The organism is Arthrobacter sp. zg-Y179, from assembly GCF_020907345.1.
GTDB classification, from domain to species: domain Bacteria; phylum Actinomycetota; class Actinomycetes; order Actinomycetales; family Micrococcaceae; genus Arthrobacter_B; species Arthrobacter_B jinronghuae.
Genome location: NZ_JAJJOB010000008.1, coordinates 288,652 through 305,147 on the forward strand (window position 1 = coordinate 288,652; position 16,496 = coordinate 305,147).

A 16,496-nucleotide genomic window follows, 5' to 3' on the forward strand; every position below is an offset into this window, starting at 1 on the left:
AACGATTAGTCGTGGCTCACTCACATCCATAGAGCACGGTGCTCGGCGTTAGGCTCATGCGATGGACTCAGCAGCGTATCTTCGTGGTCTCTTCGGCGTGCATGAGCGCGTGGCACTCGTGACGGGAGGAAGTTCGGGTATTGGCAAAGCGATCGCACTCGCACTCAGCGCAGCGGGCGCACACGTACTCATCGCGGCCCGGACCGCAGCGGCGATCGACGCGACAGTAGCGGAAATACGCGCGGCGGGTGGCTCCGCCGACGGCGTCGTCGTGGACCTCTCGACCCGCCGGGGAGCACACGCTCTCGCCGATGCTGCCGGCGACGTCGACATCCTGGTCAACTCAGCGGGTATCAATCTTCGCCCGCTAATCCCCGAGCTCGACGAGGACACCTGGGATGAGACCATGCGAGTCAACCTCGAGGCGCCGTTCATCCTCGGTCAGCGTCTCGCGCCCGGAATGGCAGAACGCGGTTTCGGCCGGATTATTCACATCAGTTCTCAGCAGGCACATCGGGCGTTCGCGTCAAGCGGTGCCTACGGAGTGTCGAAAGCAGCCATCGAGGCCTTGGCCCGCTCGCAATCCGAGGCCTGGGCACCATACGGTGTCACCGCAAACGCATTGGTGCCGGGCTTCGTCCAAACCCCCTTGAACAAGCGGCTCAGCTCGGACCCAGCGACCGTCCAAGCTCTGGCTCGGCGGACACTCGTCGGGCGAAACGGTCTGCCCGAGGACTTCGCAGGCGCGGCTGTGTTCCTGGCCAGCGCTGCGTCGGCTTACGTCGTCGGGCAGTTGATCACCGTTGATGGAGGATTTTCGGTTCACTAATGCTTTTGAAGAAAGCGACTATTGGCTGGTCAGGGACCTCTGAACCGGATGATCTCCGTAGTGAGGATCGGCGACGGGACCAGCGGCGTCGAGATGGTCTGTCCCGGGAATCGTAGACGGTGGTGCTCTCCGGGTGAGGCGCGTAAGGGCATGCCTGCGTCGTTGTGCCGCGGGGCTGCCGGCTAGAACCCGGCCCGCCAGTCGAGAATGACGTCCGCCACCTCGTCGAGGTGTGACTCCAGGAGGAAATGCCCGCCGTCGAGAAGTTCCACGCGCGCCTTGGGGACGTCCTGGAGGAATGCCGATGCTCCGGCCGGACCGAAGATTTCGTCATTCCGCCCCCACACGGCAAGCACCGGAACCTGGGTGGAACGCAGCCATTCGTGGAGCGCCGGATACAGCGCCCGGTTGGTGTGATAGTCGCCGAAGAGGGCGAGCTGGGCCTCGTCGACGCCGCTGCGGGCCAGGAGCGCCAGATCGTGCTCCCAGGCGTCCGGGTCCACGGTGGTGGGGTCCGGAACGCCGTGCTTGTACTGCCACTCGACTGCCTCCCGGCCCAAGGCCGGACGCAGGGCTGCCTTGTTTTCCGGCGAAGGGTCCGCACCGTAGGCCCAGATGGGAGCCCAGAAGTCGGGCACAAACCCCTCTTCGTAGCCGTTGCCGTTCTGCGAAATCACCCCTTCCACCGCTGCCGGGTTGGCCAGCGCCAGCCGCCAGGCGATGGGGGCGCCGTAGTCCTGGGTGTAGACCGTGTAGGCGTCCACGCCGAGTTCCGTCAGAAAAGCACTCGTCACCTCGGCCAGGCCGTCGAATGTGTACGTAAACTCCTCGACTGACGGCGCCGACGAGCGGCCGAAGCCGATATGGTCCGGGGCGATCACCCGGTATTGTTCGGCGAGCCTGGGGATGAGGTGGCGGAACATGTGCGAGCTGGTGGGATATCCGTGCAGGAGCAAGAGCACCGGGGCGTCCACGGGGCCGGCTTCGCGGTAAAACACGTCTAGGCCGTTGACGGAAACGGTGCGGTGATGGACGGCAACCATGGACTAACCCCTATCATTCGTTTTAGTGGTTATCGGGACGCTACCATGGAACGGGTGCCGCGCACCCCCGTGAACATGGAAAGCGTGCCGTGCACCCCCGTGAAAGGAACCCGATGCTAGAGGATGAAGACCTGCTGCTGGCGCTGCTGAACAGCACGCCAGTTGTCATGGGCAGTCCCACCGACGAGCTAGCGGGCGCATCCGGCGTCGAGTTCGTCGCACGCTACGGTGGCACGGGCTCCCCAGCCGAGCTTGAACATCTTCGCTGGATGCGCGAGTGCCTGCAGGACGCTGTCCGGGGATCCAATGACGCGCTGTCCCGCCTTTCGACAGCACTGGGCGACGGGGTCCTGGTCCCCCGGGTCACTCCGCAGGGACTCCACTGGGAAGTGCGTGCGCCTGAGGACGAGCGCATAGCCTTCCGTGCAGCGCTTGCCTGGTCCCGTGTGGTCCAAGAGTTTCCCGGCCGTCTGCGTCCCTGTGCCAACAACGAGTGCAACCTTTTCCTCATCGACAGGAGCAGGCCGGGCACCGCCAAGTGGTGTTCCATGGCCGTCTGCGGCAACCGCATGAAGGCCCGCACGCATGCCGGCCGCCAGCGGGCGGCTGCGGACCGGCCGTAACGGGGCTGATTGTGAGTCGGCCGGGGTCCGGATCAGCGTAGCGTCCCAGGACCGTTTGACCACCCTGTTAGGTTCGGACAATGGGGACAATCGAGAGCCGAAAGCTGCATGCCCTCGTGGATGCCGCCATTGAAGGGCTGCCGCCCGCTGCCCAAGCGGCGCCCCGCCTGATTGTGGACATAGGGTCAGCCCACACCCGGGCAAACGCCGGGCTCCGGGAAAGGCTGTAACCGGTGGACCCCAACGAACCTCGCTACCGGACAGATGCGTTGCGGGTTGCTGTGCCCGGTGCCTGCCTGCTGCTTGGGCTCGCGGTTGTCCTGTCATCTGCCGCCGGGTGGATCCTCGTCATCGGCTCCCGCATCGTCAGCCCCTGGCTGGCGGCCGCCGCGCTGCTGCTGGCCGCGCTGGCGATTCGGTGGCTCGGCTCTCGGAACGGGGCCGGCGACCGCAAGAATCCACGGTTGCACTCCCCCGCTCTGGCACTGCTGGCGGCCGCCGTCGTGGGGGCCGGAATCGCCGCCGGATCGCTGCTCGAGGCAGGGACCGAGAGCTTCATCCTGGATCCCCAAGGGCCGGAGGGCTGCCGCGCCGCAGTGCGGGAGTCCGCTTTCCTCATGTCAGGAAGCGGCACGGTTTACGCGGTCGGCGCCCACGGAATCGGACGGCATGCCGGTGACTGGAACACCGACGACGGCTACCGGCCGATCGCGGCCGGCAACTACACCCTGGAATGGAACGCGACCGGCGGGCAGCTCACCGTCGACGGCGCCTCCACCCCCAACGGGTATCGGCTGGTCGAAGCCAGCGAATACACTGTGCAGCTCGACGCCGACGGCAACGAGCTCAGCGGTTACGTGCCCGTGGGACCGACAGAGTTTGAGCAGCAGCCGGTCGCCTGCCGGTAAAGCCCGCCTGTCCGGGCTGGTTCACCCAAAGAATCTCCTAGCGCAAATAGCCTTCTCATTGTTGACTAAGGCCTATGCCAGCCGTTGAAATCCGCCGAGCCACCGAAAATGACGCCCATGACCTCGCGCACGTCCATGTCCAAGCATGGCAATGGGCCTACCGCGGATTGATGCCCGATTCCCTCCTCGATGGACTGGACATTGAGCGAAGGGCTGCGGGCTGGAAGCGAATGATCTACGAAGGGCTGGTGCCTCAACCGCATCTGGCCGTGATCGGCTCGACGGTAGCGGGGTTCTCCCACGCAGCTGCCAGCGGCGACGACGACGCCGATCCGCAGGTCGGAGAGGTCACCGCCCTCTACCTCCTGGAGCAATTTGTCGGTACGGGAGTCGGGCGCCGCTTGTGGGAGGCAGCGCTGAACCAGTTACGCGAAAGCGGACATACCGCTTTTTCCGTGTGGGTTCTGGACTCAAATCGGCGCGGTCGGAATTTCTACGAACGAATGGGAATGGCCCCGGACGGGGCAACTAAGCAAGAGCTGATTGGGGATTCAACGCTGACGGAAGTTCGCTACCGCTCTTCGTTCAGGGATGCAGATTGATCCCGTCTGAGGGTGCAATGCTGAAGTCCGTGAACCGCACGTTTAACCCGCCGCGTTCCGGAGAGCATGCCATCAGCCCTACCTGGCAACGACTCTTCAGGGGAAGGTAGCCCAGCCGCAGACTGTTCCACTGCCCATCCGAGCCGCCGCGTTCCAGGTACTGCACATGGACCGCGGTGGCCTGCCGGGTCAGCCTCAGGGTTATCTCGTCCCTGGCTGTGCCGAGAGGACGCAGAGACCAGTCCGAAGTGCCGTAGAAGAAATGTCCGGTGTCGCGGATGAATCCGTAGTGGGTTTTTCGCCAGAAATCCGTGGAGGCAGCAGTTTCCAAAGTCAGCGAGTCCCCGTCGGCTTTCCAGCTGGTCGGCTCGTTCAGCCACGACATGTTCTCGAACATTTTCATCCGTTTCTCGGTATAGGGGTGGAAAGGATACGGCGAGCATAATCGGCGCAAGGAAGAGAACGACGTCGCCGGTCCCGCCGGGGTCCCGAGCACCTCAACACTCTTGACAGCGGCAAACCTGTAAAGCTAACTAGACGTGTCAAGCGAGCTGTACACCCGAGGAGGCCGGCAATGTCCGTTGCGCCAACACGTACGAAGTGGGGATATGCCAAGTTCGGAACCGGCCGCGTACCGGCCGCGGCCGTCGCCGTTCCGGGCGGGCTGGCCCTGGGAGCAGCAGGAGGTCGGCTGGCCGTCCTGGCCGGGATCAGCGGATCGAATCCTGCGCTCGGCTTCTGGGTCTTTGCCGCCTGCATCGCGATGCCGGCTGTGGCCCTGGTCTATGTCCTGGTCGTGGACCGAAACACCTTAATAGGTGCAACCGAACGGCCTGACGACTCCGTCGAATCCGGCTGGATCGACAAGGCGGCTGCGGGTTCCTTCATGGATCTGATCCTGGTGCTTGGGGCCGCGGCTACCGTTCTGGCCTTCATCCCACGGGAGCTGGTAGTCGACCTGAAGCTCGTCCTTCCGGCCGTGATCGCTCTGGGCTTCGCCTCCTTCGGCATCCGTTACCTGGTGCTGCAGCGGAAAGGCTGACGTGAAGAACCTGGTGCATGAGTCGCGGCAGCGCCTGGCTTGGTCCCAACAGCGGCTCGCTGACGAGCTGGGGGTATCCCGCCAGACCGTCATCTCCATCGAACGCGGACGTTTTGACCCGTCGCTGCCGCTGGCCTTTCGGATCGCCGCGGTCTTCAACAGCACAATAGAGGACCTCTTCTTTCCCGACGAGCAGCAATGAGGCGCGCCGACGCCAAAGAGGTGCGGCCGAACCTGCGTCGGTATCCGAGATTCGTCCGGTTCTGGCTCGCGTCGACGGTTTCCGACTTCGGAACCTATACGACCACTTTGGCTTTGTCCGTACTGGTGCTGGTCACCATGAACGGGACGGCGCTGGACCAGGGTCTGGTCAATGCTGCCCGCTGGGCCCCCTACCTGTTATTCGGTCTGGTTGCCGGTATCTGGATTGATCGGTTTCCCCGCCGGACGGTACTCATCGGCGGAGACGTCGGCCGCGCCGTGATCCTCGTCGGCATATGCGTAACGGCGGCAGTGGGTGGGATCTCGATTCCGGTCCTGCTGGTTCTGATGTTCGCCTTCGGACTCCTGGCGCTGACCAGCGACGCCGCCTACCAGAGCTTCCTTCCGCAACTGGTCCCCCGCTCCCTGTTGACTCGGGCCAATGCCCGGCTGCAGCAAAGCGACACCGCAGCCCAGGCGACGGGAACTGCCGTCGCCGGCGGCCTGGTGGCATTGGTCACCGCACCGGTGGCACTTCTTTTCGATGCCGTCTCGTATCTTCTTTCGGCAGCGGTGCTCCTGGCCTTGGAACGGCCGGAACCTCCGGCTCCGGTGAGAAGCGGACAACGGCTCCACCGGAAAATCGCGGAGGGACTGGACTGGGTGTACGGCCATGCCTACCTTGGTCCGCTGGCCTGGAGCACGCACCTGTGGTTCATCGGCTCCGCCATCCTCGGGGCGGTCCTGCCTGCGGTTCTTCTACTTGACCTTGGCTTGGGCGCCCTGGGCATGGGTCTGGTGCTGGGCTGTGCGGGCATTGGTGCGGTCATCGGCACCACGCTCTCCACCCGGCTGGGCAACCGATGGGGTACGGGCCGCGTCATCGTCGCTGCCCGCCTCGCCCAGCCGGTCGCCGTCGTCCTGGTGGCACTGGCACCCTTCGTTGCCGATCCGGCGCACGACGGCGGGATCCACGGTTCACCGGCCGAGTGGCCGGGAGAGCTGTGGGCAGCGTTTCTGCTGGCAGGCGCGGGGCAGTTCCTCTTCGGTCTGGCAATGGGCGCCGAAGGGCCGCTGGAAATGGGCTACCGGCAGGCCGTGACGCCGGACCGACTCATTGCACGGATGAGTGCAACCATGCGCTCGGTGAACCGCGGAATGATCGTGCTCGGCGCTCCGCTTGGGGGCACCTTGGCAGCCGTTGCCGGAACTGGAACGGCGCTCTGGGCCGCGGCGGGCTTTCTCCTCTTGTCCGGGTTCGTGCTGCTGTTTTCCAAGTTCAGAAACGCCCGCATAGAGGTTCAGCAGCTGTCCGATGGAGAAGAACTCGTGCCGTAGGCGTCAGGAGAAAGTGGCTCCCGCGCTGACATGCTGCGCGTTGGCCTGCTCCCAGTGCGTCACCATGCTCCCCGGCGCGCCCAGCAGACCCAGGGCTAACCGCCACTTGGATAACTGCACCATCCAGGCAGGGACACGAGGTGCTGTCCCGTAAGCCGATCGACAAGCGCTGTCACGTCGGGTTGAGCCGCTAGATTACGAGCGACCAGAGCCTCTGCGTATCGCCGACGGCCAATTAGCCTGATTTGCCGTCGGCGACGAGTGGTCGTGTCATCCTGCCGGGGAAACGAATTCCTCGAGAATTCGGAACCCCTGGCGGTCGACGGACCGGTGGACCGCCGCGAGCACGACGACGCCGGTGCCCGCAGCCCTGTCGAGTCCGATCCAACTGCTGAATCCGCCGGTACTTCCGTTGTGCCAAGTGATGCTCCGGCCGTGGTGCTCGAGGGTGATCCATCCGGCGCCGATGCCGACTCTGGGCGTGAAGTCGGCAACAGGATCGAGAGCCGACATACCGCGAGGTGTCCCGTCGAGGAGCGACCGAAGGAACCCGCTCATGGTATCGATTGTCGCCCGGACACCTCCCGCGGGAGCGATCGCTTCGCCGACCCAGGCGCGCATGGGACGCCCGAAGCGGTCCGACCCTGTGAGGTCCGCAGGGCCGAGATCCTTCACACGTGCGGGAGTCGAGAACTCAGGGCCGAGAACGTCCTGCAGGAGCTGTGCGTAGCTGCTGCCGGCTGCTTTCGCCACGGCATGCCCGAGCAACTGGAAACCCAGGTTCGAGTACCTGGGTCGAGGGGTACCGACGCGCACGGTGCGCGTCTGGAGTAGAAGGTCGGCAAGGGAATCGCCGTAAGGGTTCTCGCCGCGGATCCAGAAGCCAAGGGTGCGCCGGAGCGGCTGCATCCCCGGTGGTAGGCCCGGCAGCCCGGACCGATGGGTAGCCAGGGATTCCAGGGTCACGGACCCCACGTCTCCGTATCCGTCGAGGGGAAGCAGTTCGCGAAGAACCATCGTCGGCGAGGCGAGGCCGCGCTCCACCACATCCCGATACAGCATCCCGGTGAGCGCCTTCGAGATCGACCCGATCTCGAAGGTGGAGTGGTGGTCGGAGCCGACCCTGGCGGTCATCTCGCGCTCAGGGGTGACCACTGCCACGGCTGTCGCTTGGGCAGGTGACCGAAACATCCGCTCCACTACGCGGACTAGTTCAAAGTCACCAATCCATGCCGTTTCCACAACGGGACGTCCTTCCCTAGGTCCACAGGATGAGAAGCACCACCGAACTCGGGTCAACCCAAGTTGACACTACTTGGGCAACCATAATTGGCAGGTCAAAAGCTGTCAACGTTAGTTGACGATACCCGCCGACGAGCTCACACATAGTGGCGTATCAGTGAGCCTGGGCGCCAGCGTCTACGACCCCTCGGATCCCGTTGGGCGTCTTCTCTTCAACATCCTCGGCATGGTCGCCGAGTTCGAGGCCGCGCTCATTCACCTAAGGACCCGCGAGGAGCTGTCTTCGCCCACTGAGAACGTCATTATGCAGGCCGAAAATCCTTCCAACCGAGAAAACGCAGCGATGACAGTGCGCCGGCTGGCAATGACCGGCTCCCCCATGTGTGCTCGACGGAACCACCGTTTAGTCACAACAGCACACCGCCGGATACTTCGATGCGCTCACCCGTTGCCCAGCGGAACTCGGGAGACACCAGGGCAGAGATCGCGTCGGCAATTTCATCCGGCTCACCCACCCGTCCGAGAGCGGTTTGCCCGGACAGTGCCATGCGCATGGCTTCGCTATCGCGCATGGCTCCGCCATTGAAGTCGGTGGCCGTCGGCCCGGGGGCGATCGAGTTGATCCGAATGCCCCGCGGGCCCAGTTCGACGGCGAGGCTCCGGGTAAGTGCTTCGAGCGCCTTCTTCGATGCCGCATAGACGGAGGTCGCCGGGCTAACGTGCCGGCTGAGCGAACTCGACACGTTCACGATGCTGGCCTGCGGCGCATGGCCAAGAATGTCCCGCCGCGTCCCGAGGACCTCGCAGGCTGGGCCGGGGATGTGTTCGACCATCATCAGCGCTTCCCCGAAGTCCTCCGCCTGAGCATGTGGGCTCAGCTCGAGCGGCCGGAGGCCACCGCCGAGCCGAGCGATATCTATCGGAACAAAACGCTCGCCGTCGCGACGGCTGCCGCACGCCCGCTGTCCGCCGTCGACGTTCTGGTCTTCATCTACGCCATCGCGCAGGCCTGGCAGCTCTCTCCGGAAGGGCTTACCGGTCTCGCGGAAAACCCGGACAGGGGTGAGGAAGTTGCCGCTCGCCGGCAAGCGGTCGTCACCGCCGTCGAGCGAATGCTGCAAGCTCGAGCCTGACTCGAGGCCGCAGGCTGCAGCACTAACCGTTCACGGTCCCGCCTGATCCTGCTGTCGTCAGTGGACAGCGCCCAGTTCGATGAGCAGCACACCGCCGGCAATGAGGACTATTCCCAGGCCCATCAGCCAGGTGAAGGGTTCCTTGAATAAGACCCTGCCGATGACTGCTGTCAGTGCAACGCCGGCGGCCGCCCAGATCCCGTAGGCGATGCCCAATGGCAGGCCGTTGGCGAGGGTGAGGGTAAGCATGATGAACGCAACCAGGTAGCCGACGGCGACCCCGCCGTACCAGCGCCTGTCATCGACGGCGAGGCGAAGGCAGACGGTGCCTGCCACTTCGAAGAGGATCGCTCCGATCAGGAACAAGTAAGCCATTAGGCGGATTCGGCTTTCTCATGTGCCGCTTGTGATCCGAGTTCGACGCAGAGCACCCCGGCGATGACAACGGCGATACCAATGCCCATCAGCAGGGTGAGCGGTTCCCCGAAGATGACCAGGGAGCCGATGGCGGTCAGGGCGACGCCGCTTGCACCCCACACGCCGTAGGCGACACCCAAGGCCATGCCGGTGCGCAGCACACCGGCGAGCAGGATGAAGGAGCCAAGATAGCCGGCCGCGACCACCGCATAGAGGCCGGCATGCTCCAACGCACCTTTGAGCGAGAGCGACGCCGTCACTTCAGCGAGGATGGCGGCGGACAGGAGCATCCACCCTTTTGTGCTGTTGCTCATCGAACGGTTCCTTCGGTGACGACGTGTGGCGGGACCTACGGCATCGTATCCGGAACTAGTTTCCCCGTTCTCCGGAGCGACCGTGTTCCAGGCCGGTAGGAATACCGAGGAACGCCGGTTCCGGCGCCGCGCAGCAGGAGTCAGCAGCGGGCGTAGCAGCAGCCGGTTCCGGCGCCGCGCAGCAGGAGTCAGCAGCGGGCGTAGCAGCAGCCGGCTCCGGTACCGAGCAGCAGGAATCAACCGGTGCAGCAGCAGCCGGTTCCGGCACACCACAGCAGGCGGAGTCCCCCTGATCAGCGGCCGCGTCGGTGCCGCAGCTGGACACGGTGTCGCAGCTGCCGCCCAGATCCGTGGAACAGACGCCGGTTTCGGGCAGCACGAGTTCGACGTCGTCGGCCGCCTTCTGGTCGCCGGCAAGGGCCGCGGCAATGGAACGGACCTGCTCGTAGCCGGTGGCCATCAGGAACGTCGGCGCCCGGCCGTAGGACTTCATGCCGACAATGTAGAAGTCCTTTTCCGGGTGGGACAGCAGGCGGGCGCCGTGCGGTGTCACGGTGCCGCAGCTGTGGAATTCCGGGTCGATAAGCGGCCCGAGTGCCCGCGGCGCTTCCACGGCCGGGTCCAGATCAAGGCGGACTTCCCTCAGCATGTCCAGGTTCGGACGGAAGCCGGTGGCCGGCACCAGCAGGTCGACGTCCAACTGCGTCTCCCCGGACGGCGTGGCCCCGACAACGGTCAGGGTGTCCGCGCTCTTGAACCCGGTGATGGTGAACGAGGTGTGCAGTTCGATGCGGCCTTCCTCGACCAGGGTCCGCAGCCGGCTGCCCAGCGCGCCGCGGGCGGGCAGCCCGTCGAGGTCGCCGCCGCCGTACACACTTGCCGCCGAGGACCGGCGGATGGCCCAGCTGATCCGGGTGTCCGGTTCCTGCTCGGCCAGCTCCCCCAGTGCCAGCAGCGTATTGGCCGCCGAATGGCCGGCACCGACCACCAGGACGTGCTTGCCGGCGAAACGGGCGCGGTCCCGGCCGGTGACGTCCGGCAGCGGCGCGGTGATGAAGCCGGCCGCGTAGGCCTCGGCCTCCCCCGGTGCTGCAAGTCCGGCCGAGCCGAGCGGGTTCGGGGAGTTCCAGGTGCCGGAAGCGTCGATGACGGCGCGGACCCGGTGATCGGCGGTTATGCCGTCGGCGTTCCGGACGCGGACCAGGAACGGAGTGGTATCGCGTCCGCCGGTGCGGGTCTTGTCCAGGCCTTCCCGGCTGACGGCAACTACTTCGCTGTTGGTGTGCAGGGCGTTCCGGATAGCGGGCACGGCAGCCAGCGGCTGCAGGTACTGGTCGAGGAGTTCGACGCCGGTCGGCAGGGTCTCGGCGTCCGGTTCCTGCCAGCCGGTGCCGGCGAGCAGGCGGCGGGCGGCGGCATCGACGTCGTACTGCCATGGCGAGAACAGACGGATGTGCCCCCAGGCACGGACGGCCGCGGCGGGTGCGTCGCCGGCTTCGAAGATGACCGGCGTCAGTCCGCGTTCGAGCAGGTGCGCGGCAGCCGCCAGGCCCACGGGGCCGGACCCGATGACGGCGACGGGAAGCTGGGACAGTTCAGTGTTCATTGGTGCTTTTCCTCAAGGAGTACGAAAGTTTTGCTAAGCCGGCAGGAGGTCGGCGATGAGTGCGGTGATCCGGGTCTTGATGTCGTCGCGGATGGGTCGGACCGCGTCCACTCCCTGGCCTGCGGGGTCGTCGAGTTTCCAGTCCTCGTAGCGCTTGCCGGGGAAGATCGGGCAGGCATCGCCGCAGCCCATGGTGATCACGACGTCGGACTCCTTCACTGCTTCGGTGGTCAGCACCTTGGGCAGCTCGGCGGACATGTCGATACCCTCTTCGGCCATGGCTTCGACGGCGGCGGGGTTGACCGAGTCGGCGGGCGCGGATCCGGCGGACCGGACTTCGATCCGTCCCTCGCCGAGGTGTCGCAGGTACGCGGCGGCCATCTGCGACCGTCCGGCGTTGTGCACGCAGACGAACAGGACGGAGGGCTTGGCTGCGGTTTCGGTGGTGCTCATCGGTTCATCTTTTCTGTGGAGGCGTCAGGGGTGGGAGCGGCGGGAGCGGCGGCGGGCCAGTATTTCTTCTGCGCCCAGAGGGCGACATAGACCAGCGCGACCAGGACGGGGACTTCGATCAGGGGTCCGACGACGCCGGCCAGTGCCTGCCCGGAGGTCACGCCGTAGGTGCCGATCGCCACGGCAATGGCGAGTTCGAAGTTGTTGCCGGCGGCGGTGAAGGCCAGCGTGGTGGTGCGGGGGTAGCCCAGGTACAGGAGTTTGCCCAGCAGCATGCCGGCGCCGAACACCACCAGGAAGTAGACCAGCAGCGGCAGGGCGATGCGGGCGACGTCGAGCGGGTTCGAGGTGATCTCATCCCCCTGCAGGGCGAAGAGCAGCACGATGGTGAACAGCAGGCCGTAGAGCGCCCACGGGCCGATCTTCGGAAGGAACGTGCCTTCGTACCAGTCGCGGCCCTTCGCCTTTTCGCCGAGGGTGCGGGTGAGGAAGCCGGCCAGCAGGGGGATGCCCAGGAAGATGAGCACACTGGCCGTGATGGACCAGAAGGAGAAGCCGGCGCTGGTGGTTTCCAGTCCCAGCCAGCCGGGCAGGACCTGCAGGTAGAACCAGCCCAGGGCACCAAAGGCGACGACCTGGAAGACGGAGTTGATGGCCACCAGCACGGCGGCGGCTTCGCGGTCACCGCAGGCGAGGTCGTTCCAGATCATCACCATCGCAATGCAGCGGGCCAGGCCGACAATGATCAGGCCGGTGCGGTATTCCGGCAGGTCCGGCAGGAAAATCCAGGCCAGCGCGAACATAAACGCCGGGGCGGCGACCCAGTTGAGCACCAGTGACGTGACCATCAGTTTCCGGTCGGCGACAACCTTCGAGGTTTCGTCGTAGCGGACCTTGGCCAGCACCGGATACATCATCACCAGCAGGCCGACGGCGATGGGCAGCGACACATTCGACACCTTCACCGAGTCCAGCGCGGGCCCGATGCCCGGAACCAGGCGGCCCAGCAGCAGTCCGGCGGCCATCGCGGCGAGGATCCAGACGGGCAGGAAGCGGTCCAGGGTGGAGAGCCGGGCGGTGACCTGGCCGGTCTGGGGTGGTGCGGTGGACGTGCTCACAAAGCTCCTCGGCAGGGACATCGACAGGGCAACCTACATTGAAGAACATCGATATCCTTCGATGTTGAGTATCCCGGGATATATCGATGCCTGTCAATCTGTGCATAATGGGCAGGTGACCACTGCACTGACAGTTCCCGCTCCCGCCGTCGAGGCCTGCTGCACCCCGCTGACTTCGGAAGCGCTGAGCATCGAAGACGCCCAGCGCTTCGCCCAGCTGCTCAAGGCCGTGGCCGAGCCGACCCGGCTGCGCCTGGTCTCGCTGATCGCCGCCCAGGAGAACAAGGAAGCCTGCGTGTGTGACCTCACCGAGCCGATCGGACTGGGCCAACCGACGGTGTCCCACCATCTGAAGATCCTGGTCGACGCCGGCATCCTGCACCGTGAGAAGCGCGGCGTCTGGGCCTACTACTCCATCGTTCCGGGTGCGCTGGAACGCGCTGCTGCTGTTTTGTCGCCCCGGTAAGCAGCAGGCCTGCCGCTACGCCGGAAGGCGCGGTACTCGTCCGTTCCCTGCTGGCTTCGGACTGGCCCTCGGTGCGCAGCATCTACGCGGCGGGGATTGCCACCGGCCATGCCACCTTCGAGAGCAAGGTGCCCGAATGGGAAGCCTTTGATTCCGGCCATCTAGCCGGGCTCCGGCTTGTCGCCGGCGCAGGAAACGGCATCCTGGGATGGGCTACGGCCTCCCCCGTTTCCAGCCGGAAGGCCTACCGGGGCGTCGTCGAACATTCTGTTTACATCGCCCCCGCAGCCCGAGGACGCGGCATCAGAAGGCTTCTGATGCGTGCAGTGGTGGCGTCCGCGGAGACCTCGGGAATCTGGACACTTCAGTGCAGTGTCATTCCGGAGAACACAGCCAGCCCCGCCCTGTACGGCCACCCTGCCCCGCAGAAGCCAACCCGCTTTCCTCATACGGCAGAGGAACCTGTCGAAGACGCTTCGCTCTTGGTTTGTCTGACCGGCTACGCCGTTCCGTTTAGGCTGTTCCAGCGGCCACGCAGAACTGCTCATAAACGACGAAGACGACTGCCTCAAAACCACCGGCTTTCGGGCTACGAAGAAGCTCGCTCGTTAAGGCTGTTGCCAAAGAAACTCTTAACCTGCGGCTCCCCGTCTAGGCTTCACTCATGGCAAATAACCAGGGAAAGAAGAACTCGGCTCCTTCTATGCTTCTGCCATTGACCTTCAGCTTGGTGGTACTCATTCTCGGGTTGTGGGTAAGCGTCACTACCGACGAGTGGATTGCGATGATTTGCGCAGCGGGATTGGTCGTGATCCCAGCCGGGACGTATGATGCACGGCGTCGAACAAGGACCACTAGCAAGTAGTTAGAAAGCGGGGGTCGCTTCACCATAGAGGCTTCACCACGGTCCCTATGGAAGATCCGCTTACGGACATAAGAACGATATGCGTCCTCCTGACGTAGCTCAATGCGCGAATAATCGCGAATAATATTGCGGGCCACCATGCACGGTGCTGTTAGGGTGTAGCACTCCGAACGGACAGAATCACCGACCAGGGAGACCAATGACCGACCACATCAACCGTAGGCAGGCCCGTTGGATCCTGCACGCCATTACCGTCGTTGGTCTCGTCGTAGCGGCCGTCAGCTACAGCCACTTAATTTCCAGCAATTGCGGATCATCAAGTGCCTATGAGTTCTTCTCCGACGCCCGTGCCTTCCATAGCCAGGCCGGATGTTGAATTTGGCGGTGCTTAGGACAGGCATAGGTTCGTTTCGCTCCTTCACCCGACAGCGCGGAGCCTGTCTGCGACAGGTGACATTACCTAGAAACGCATAACGGTCAGCAACTGGAGAGTGCCCGATGTTCTTTCATACCTGGAACGGCGCAGCGGCACCGTCGGAACCGACTGAGTCGGCCCCTCTCCGACGGGAGCGGAACCGGGCCGCTTAGACTGCAACCATGTCAGTCTCCCCGCAGCCCTCCCAGGTAACCCTCATCCGCTCCACCCAGCTGTCCGACGCCGCGGAGTACGCCTATGCGGCCACGGCACCGGCCGACGCGCGGCTGATTTTCCTCGCCGGCTCCTGCCCGCTGGAGGAAGACGGCTCGACGGCGGCCGTCGGCGATTACGCCGGGCAGGCTGCGAAGTGCATGGAGAACCTGGAGCTGGCGCTGAAGGCCGCCGGAGCCGCACTCGAGGACGTGCTCAGCACGCGGGTGCTGGTTGCGTCCAGCTCACAGGCGGACCTGGTCACCGCCTGGGAAATAGTCCGGGATGCCTTTGGCAGCCACGACGCGCCCAGCACTTTGCTGGGTGTGACGGTGCTGGGCTACGACCATCAACTCGTGGAGATTGAAGCGGTAGCCGCCGTCCGCGACTAGTGACCTCAGGCCGCCTTGCTGAGCCGGGCCCAGAACAGTACCGGTATCAGCAGTAGGGCCAGGATGCCGCAGGAAAGGGCGAGTGCGGCGTAGCTGGTGCCGGCCATCATCACGCCGGACAAGGTTCCGCCTCCGGCCCCGGCCAGGGCAACCAGCACGTCGATCTTGCCTTGGACGCGGGGACGGATCTCGGGAGACGTGTTATCGACTACCAGTGCCGTGCCGGCAATCAGGCCGAAGTTCCAACCCATACCGAGCAGTGCCAGGGCGAGGAGCAGCAACCCCAGGGATCCGCCCGGCGCGAGGGCCGCAGTGACTCCGGCCAAGAGCAGGGTTACTCCGGAGGCGATAGCCATTGGAGTACGTCCGAGTTTGTCCACCAATATCCCCGTGACAAGCGACGGCAGATACATCGCGCCGATGTGCACCCCGATGACCATTCCGACCGCGGTAAGGTCATGGTGATGGGACCTCATATGCACCGGCGTCATGGTCATGATCGCCACCATCGCGATCTGGGTCAGCACCATCACGGCGGCACCCACATAGACTCCGGCCCCCGGCCGGGCTGCCGGCGCACCGACGTCGCTCGGCACGGTATCCGCCGTCCGCTTCTCCAACCCGCGTGCCAGAAAGAACGGATCCGGGCGCAAAAGCACCAGCAGTACGACGCCGGCGGCCAGGAACGCTGTTCCGGCAAGAAGGAACGGACCGGCCAGGGCAGGGATACCGAGACCATCGGCGAAGCGGCCCATGGGCGTAACCAGATTGGGTCCGGCAACCGCCCCGAACGTCGTCGAGACCATCGCAATGCTGATGGCCTGTCCCCTGCGGTCCGGCAGCGCAAGGTCCGTTCCGGCATACCGAGCCTGCAGGTTGGTGGCCGTTCCGGCCCCGTAAAGGACCAGCGCCGCAAACAGCAGAAGAGGGCTGTCCACCACAGCAGCCAGGACCACGCCCAGCGCACCGAGACCGCCGGCTATGAACCCGGACCCGAGTCCAATGCGCCGTCCGGCCCGCTGGGTAACCCTTCCCACAAGGTAGGCCGCCAGTGCGGAACCCAGGGTAATCAGCCCTGCCGGCAGGCCGGCCAGCCCCTCCGACCCAAGCATGTCCTGCGCCAGGAGTGCCCCCACCGTGACGCCCGCGGCCAAGCCCGCCCCGCCGAGAATCTGGCTGAGGACAACCACGGTGAGGGTACGCCGCTGAACTGCGGCACGGCGCGCCTCATCCATCAGGCCGGCTTCATTTGTCTGGTTCATTGCGGTCCCGTAAT

General features: G+C 64.9%; 22 protein-coding genes and 1 pseudogene. 13 read left to right on the top strand and 10 right to left on the bottom strand.

Annotated elements, in window-relative coordinates; translation table 11 throughout:
• The first annotated feature begins 61 nt into the window (after nucleotides 1–61).
• Complete coding sequence (locus LOC56_RS09965) at nucleotides 62–829, top strand: SDR family NAD(P)-dependent oxidoreductase (protein WP_229952107.1); 768 nt, start codon at nucleotides 62–64, stop codon at nucleotides 827–829.
• 182 nt (nucleotides 830–1,011) lie between these two features.
• Here the strand turns inward: LOC56_RS09965 and LOC56_RS09970 are convergent, their stop codons facing one another.
• Nucleotides 1,012–1,872, bottom strand: a complete 861-nt coding sequence (locus LOC56_RS09970) for an alpha/beta fold hydrolase (RefSeq protein ID WP_229952108.1) — start codon at nucleotides 1,870–1,872, stop codon at nucleotides 1,012–1,014.
• A gap of 113 nt (nucleotides 1,873–1,985) precedes the next feature.
• Here LOC56_RS09970 and LOC56_RS09975 point away from each other — a divergent pair, with 113 nt between their 5' ends.
• The 4 genes from LOC56_RS09975 (at nucleotide 1,986) to LOC56_RS09990 (ending at nucleotide 4,005) form a co-directional block, all read left to right on the top strand.
• Nucleotides 1,986–2,495, top strand: a complete 510-nt coding sequence (locus LOC56_RS09975; protein WP_229952109.1) for a CGNR zinc finger domain-containing protein — start codon at nucleotides 1,986–1,988, stop codon at nucleotides 2,493–2,495.
• An 80-nt stretch (nucleotides 2,496–2,575) separates the two neighbouring features.
• On the top strand, nucleotides 2,576–2,725 hold the full coding sequence (locus LOC56_RS09980) for a hypothetical protein (RefSeq protein WP_229952110.1): 150 nt from the start codon (nucleotides 2,576–2,578) through the stop codon (nucleotides 2,723–2,725).
• Nucleotides 2,726–2,728: 3 nt separating this feature from the next.
• Nucleotides 2,729–3,403: a hypothetical protein gene (locus LOC56_RS09985; RefSeq protein WP_229952111.1), complete on the top strand. Its 675-nt coding sequence runs from the start codon at nucleotides 2,729–2,731 to the stop codon at nucleotides 3,401–3,403.
• A 74-nt stretch (nucleotides 3,404–3,477) separates the two neighbouring features.
• Entirely contained in the window at nucleotides 3,478–4,005 is a 528-nt protein-coding gene (locus LOC56_RS09990) for a GNAT family N-acetyltransferase (protein WP_229952112.1), read from the top strand.
• Here LOC56_RS09990 and LOC56_RS09995 read toward each other — a convergent pair.
• Nucleotides 3,989–4,402 carry a DUF1349 domain-containing protein gene (locus LOC56_RS09995; protein ID WP_229952113.1) on the bottom strand — a complete coding sequence of 138 codons (414 nt, stop codon included), beginning with the start codon at nucleotides 4,400–4,402 and terminating at the stop codon, nucleotides 3,989–3,991. The two genes, LOC56_RS09990 and LOC56_RS09995, sit on opposite strands and share 17 nt — an antisense overlap.
• Before the next feature lie 177 nt (nucleotides 4,403–4,579).
• On the opposite strand from LOC56_RS09995, the gene LOC56_RS10000 reads away from it, so the two are divergent.
• Genes LOC56_RS10000 through LOC56_RS10010 form a run of 3 tightly spaced genes read left to right on the top strand, consistent with a single transcriptional unit; the run spans nucleotide 4,580 to nucleotide 6,586 of the window.
• A complete protein-coding gene (locus LOC56_RS10000) occupies nucleotides 4,580–5,047 on the top strand; it encodes a hypothetical protein (RefSeq protein WP_229952114.1) in 468 nt (155 codons plus the stop codon).
• 13 nt (nucleotides 5,048–5,060) lie between these two features.
• A complete protein-coding gene (locus LOC56_RS10005; RefSeq protein WP_370646419.1) occupies nucleotides 5,061–5,249 on the top strand; it encodes a helix-turn-helix transcriptional regulator in 189 nt (62 codons plus the stop codon).
• A complete protein-coding gene (locus tag LOC56_RS10010) occupies nucleotides 5,246–6,586 on the top strand; it encodes an MFS transporter (protein WP_229952116.1) in 1,341 nt (446 codons plus the stop codon). The genes LOC56_RS10005 and LOC56_RS10010 overlap by 4 nt, the downstream gene beginning before the upstream one ends.
• A gap of 270 nt (nucleotides 6,587–6,856) precedes the next feature.
• Here the strand turns inward: LOC56_RS10010 and LOC56_RS10015 are convergent, their stop codons facing one another.
• The gene (locus tag LOC56_RS10015; protein ID WP_229952117.1) at nucleotides 6,857–7,828 is read right to left on the bottom strand and encodes a serine hydrolase domain-containing protein; all 972 of its coding nucleotides are present in this window, start codon (nucleotides 7,826–7,828) and stop codon (nucleotides 6,857–6,859) included.
• Between the two features lie 127 nt (nucleotides 7,829–7,955).
• Here LOC56_RS10015 and LOC56_RS10020 point away from each other — a divergent pair.
• A pseudogene (locus LOC56_RS10020) lies at nucleotides 7,956–8,111 on the top strand (recombinase family protein); the annotation flags it as partial.
• 124 nt (nucleotides 8,112–8,235) lie between these two features.
• Here the strand turns inward: LOC56_RS10020 and LOC56_RS10025 are convergent.
• On the bottom strand, nucleotides 8,236–8,664 hold the full coding sequence (locus LOC56_RS10025; protein WP_331460931.1) for an SDR family NAD(P)-dependent oxidoreductase: 429 nt from the start codon (nucleotides 8,662–8,664) through the stop codon (nucleotides 8,236–8,238).
• Here LOC56_RS10025 and LOC56_RS10030 point away from each other — a divergent pair.
• Nucleotides 8,596–8,961: a hypothetical protein gene (locus LOC56_RS10030; RefSeq protein ID WP_229952118.1), complete on the top strand. Its 366-nt coding sequence runs from the start codon at nucleotides 8,596–8,598 to the stop codon at nucleotides 8,959–8,961. The genes LOC56_RS10025 and LOC56_RS10030 overlap by 69 nt on opposite strands.
• 57 nt (nucleotides 8,962–9,018) lie before the next feature.
• On the opposite strand, the gene LOC56_RS10035 is transcribed toward LOC56_RS10030, so the two are convergent.
• The 5 genes from LOC56_RS10035 to arsB are packed head-to-tail and all read right to left on the bottom strand — an operon-like array spanning nucleotide 9,019 to nucleotide 12,890.
• Entirely contained in the window at nucleotides 9,019–9,336 is a 318-nt protein-coding gene (locus LOC56_RS10035; protein ID WP_229952119.1) for a DMT family transporter, read from the bottom strand.
• Nucleotides 9,336–9,692: a DMT family transporter gene (locus LOC56_RS10040; RefSeq protein WP_229952120.1), complete on the bottom strand. Its 357-nt coding sequence runs from the start codon at nucleotides 9,690–9,692 to the stop codon at nucleotides 9,336–9,338. The genes LOC56_RS10035 and LOC56_RS10040 overlap by 1 nt, the downstream gene beginning before the upstream one ends.
• Nucleotides 9,693–9,747: 55 nt before the next feature.
• Nucleotides 9,748–11,298, bottom strand: a complete 1,551-nt coding sequence (locus LOC56_RS10045) for an FAD-dependent oxidoreductase (RefSeq protein WP_229952121.1) — start codon at nucleotides 11,296–11,298, stop codon at nucleotides 9,748–9,750.
• Between the two features lie 33 nt (nucleotides 11,299–11,331).
• On the bottom strand, nucleotides 11,332–11,751 hold the full coding sequence (locus LOC56_RS10050) for an arsenate reductase ArsC (protein WP_229952122.1): 420 nt from the start codon (nucleotides 11,749–11,751) through the stop codon (nucleotides 11,332–11,334).
• Nucleotides 11,748–12,890: an ACR3 family arsenite efflux transporter gene (gene arsB / locus LOC56_RS10055; protein WP_269437966.1), complete on the bottom strand. Its 1,143-nt coding sequence runs from the start codon at nucleotides 12,888–12,890 to the stop codon at nucleotides 11,748–11,750. The genes LOC56_RS10050 and arsB overlap by 4 nt, the downstream gene beginning before the upstream one ends.
• 94 nt (nucleotides 12,891–12,984) lie before the next feature.
• On the opposite strand from arsB, the gene LOC56_RS10060 reads away from it, so the two are divergent.
• The 3 genes from LOC56_RS10060 to LOC56_RS10070 all read left to right on the top strand — a co-directional run bounded on the left by LOC56_RS10060 (nucleotide 12,985) and on the right by LOC56_RS10070 (nucleotide 15,220).
• The gene (locus LOC56_RS10060; protein WP_229952123.1) at nucleotides 12,985–13,335 is read left to right on the top strand and encodes an ArsR/SmtB family transcription factor; all 351 of its coding nucleotides are present in this window, start codon (nucleotides 12,985–12,987) and stop codon (nucleotides 13,333–13,335) included.
• A gap of 128 nt (nucleotides 13,336–13,463) precedes the next feature.
• Nucleotides 13,464–14,054 carry a GNAT family N-acetyltransferase gene (locus LOC56_RS10065; protein ID WP_229952264.1) on the top strand — a complete coding sequence of 197 codons (591 nt, stop codon included), beginning with the start codon at nucleotides 13,464–13,466 and terminating at the stop codon, nucleotides 14,052–14,054.
• 743 nt (nucleotides 14,055–14,797) lie between these two features.
• Complete coding sequence (locus LOC56_RS10070) at nucleotides 14,798–15,220, top strand: RidA family protein (protein ID WP_229952124.1); 423 nt, start codon at nucleotides 14,798–14,800, stop codon at nucleotides 15,218–15,220.
• 5 nt (nucleotides 15,221–15,225) lie between these two features.
• Here the strand turns inward: LOC56_RS10070 and LOC56_RS10075 are convergent, their stop codons facing one another.
• Entirely contained in the window at nucleotides 15,226–16,482 is a 1,257-nt protein-coding gene (locus LOC56_RS10075; RefSeq protein WP_229952125.1) for an MFS transporter, read from the bottom strand.
• Nucleotides 16,483–16,496: the final 14 nt, after the last annotated feature.

Coding starts and splice junctions, on each gene's coding strand:
- LOC56_RS10030 (WP_229952118.1), top strand. CDS start 8,596: ATGGCCAAGAATGTCCCGCCGCGTCCCGAGGACCTCGCAGGCTGGGCC.
- LOC56_RS10040 (WP_229952120.1), bottom strand. CDS start 9,692: ATGAGCAACAGCACAAAAGGGTGGATGCTCCTGTCCGCCGCCATCCTC.
- LOC56_RS09970 (WP_229952108.1), bottom strand. CDS start 1,872: ATGGTTGCCGTCCATCACCGCACCGTTTCCGTCAACGGCCTAGACGTG.
- LOC56_RS10010 (WP_229952116.1), top strand. CDS start 5,246: ATGAGGCGCGCCGACGCCAAAGAGGTGCGGCCGAACCTGCGTCGGTAT.
- LOC56_RS10025 (WP_331460931.1), bottom strand. CDS start 8,664: ATGATGGTCGAACACATCCCCGGCCCAGCCTGCGAGGTCCTCGGGACG.
- LOC56_RS10035 (WP_229952119.1), bottom strand. CDS start 9,336: ATGGCTTACTTGTTCCTGATCGGAGCGATCCTCTTCGAAGTGGCAGGC.
- LOC56_RS09990 (WP_229952112.1), top strand. CDS start 3,478: ATGCCAGCCGTTGAAATCCGCCGAGCCACCGAAAATGACGCCCATGAC.
- LOC56_RS09980 (WP_229952110.1), top strand. CDS start 2,576: ATGGGGACAATCGAGAGCCGAAAGCTGCATGCCCTCGTGGATGCCGCC.
- LOC56_RS09995 (WP_229952113.1), bottom strand. CDS start 4,402: ATGTTCGAGAACATGTCGTGGCTGAACGAGCCGACCAGCTGGAAAGCC.
- LOC56_RS10000 (WP_229952114.1), top strand. CDS start 4,580: ATGTCCGTTGCGCCAACACGTACGAAGTGGGGATATGCCAAGTTCGGA.
- LOC56_RS09975 (WP_229952109.1), top strand. CDS start 1,986: ATGCTAGAGGATGAAGACCTGCTGCTGGCGCTGCTGAACAGCACGCCA.
- LOC56_RS10050 (WP_229952122.1), bottom strand. CDS start 11,751: ATGAGCACCACCGAAACCGCAGCCAAGCCCTCCGTCCTGTTCGTCTGC.
- LOC56_RS10045 (WP_229952121.1), bottom strand. CDS start 11,298: ATGAACACTGAACTGTCCCAGCTTCCCGTCGCCGTCATCGGGTCCGGC.
- LOC56_RS10075 (WP_229952125.1), bottom strand. CDS start 16,482: ATGAACCAGACAAATGAAGCCGGCCTGATGGATGAGGCGCGCCGTGCC.
- LOC56_RS10070 (WP_229952124.1), top strand. CDS start 14,798: ATGTCAGTCTCCCCGCAGCCCTCCCAGGTAACCCTCATCCGCTCCACC.
- arsB (WP_269437966.1), bottom strand. CDS start 12,890: ATGTCCCTGCCGAGGAGCTTTGTGAGCACGTCCACCGCACCACCCCAG.
- LOC56_RS09965 (WP_229952107.1), top strand. CDS start 62: ATGGACTCAGCAGCGTATCTTCGTGGTCTCTTCGGCGTGCATGAGCGC.